Source organism: Arthrobacter sp. JCM 19049, from assembly GCF_001310435.1.
The window spans coordinates 1-815 of the sequence record NZ_BAXF01000767.1 but is presented as its reverse complement, the minus strand read 5'-3'; the positions used below and the strand labels follow the sequence as shown (position 1 = coordinate 815).

1 protein-coding gene is annotated in these 815 nt (G+C 69.1%); it reads left to right on the top strand.

Annotated elements, in window-relative coordinates:
- Positions 1–338: 338 nt before the first annotated feature.
- Complete coding sequence (locus tag JCM19049_RS16100; RefSeq protein WP_054822050.1) at positions 339–797, top strand: squalene/phytoene synthase family protein; 459 nt, start codon at positions 339–341, stop codon at positions 795–797.
- Positions 798–815 lie beyond the last annotated feature (18 nt).

Sequence of the window (815 nt, the reverse complement as noted above, 5' to 3'; positions counted from 1 at the left end):
AGAGGTCCGCCGCGCGCTGCGGGCAAGCGGGGCCGAACAGGTGGCCCGCCGCCTGGCCGCGGACCTGTGCTCCGGTGCCCTGGCCTCCACCCACTTCGCCGCGCTGCCAGAAACCATCCAGGACGAGCTGCGCGCCTACCCGTCCCTGATCCTGGAACGGAGTCTGTAATGCCCCTCCAACCCAGCGCACTGCAGCTGTACACCCGCACCGCCTCACGCAGCGCCCAAACCGTGATTGGTCAGTACTCCACCTCCTTCTCCCTGGCCTGCCGGCTGCTGGACCGGCAGAGCGGGAACACATTGCCAACATCTATGCGCTGGTCCGGCTCGCCGATGAGGTGGTGGACGGGGTCGCCGTGGAGGCCGGGCTGCCGGCCAGCGAGGTGGCCCGGACCCTGGATGAGCTGGAAAAGGACACCGAGACGGCGTTGGCCTGCGGCTACAGCACGAACCTGGTGGTTCACGCCTTCGCCTGCAGCGCCCGGCGCCACGGCATCGGGGTGGAGCTGACCCGCCCGTTCTTTGCCTCCATGCGCCAGGACCTGGTGCGCCCCAGCCACGATGAACTCTCCCTGCAGGACTACATCTACGGTTCGGCCGAGGTGGTGGGCCTGATGTGCCTGAAGGTCTTCCAGGCCATGCCCGGCAGCAAACCGGACCCGGATGGACGGGCGCTGAGCGCGGCCCGGCGGCTGGGGGCGGCCTTCCAGAAGGTCAACTTCCTGCGGGACCTGGCCGCCGACAGCCAGGAGCTGGGACGCAGTACCTGCCGGAACCCGGCACAGCGAACTGGATGAACCCGGCAAGCAGGCGCT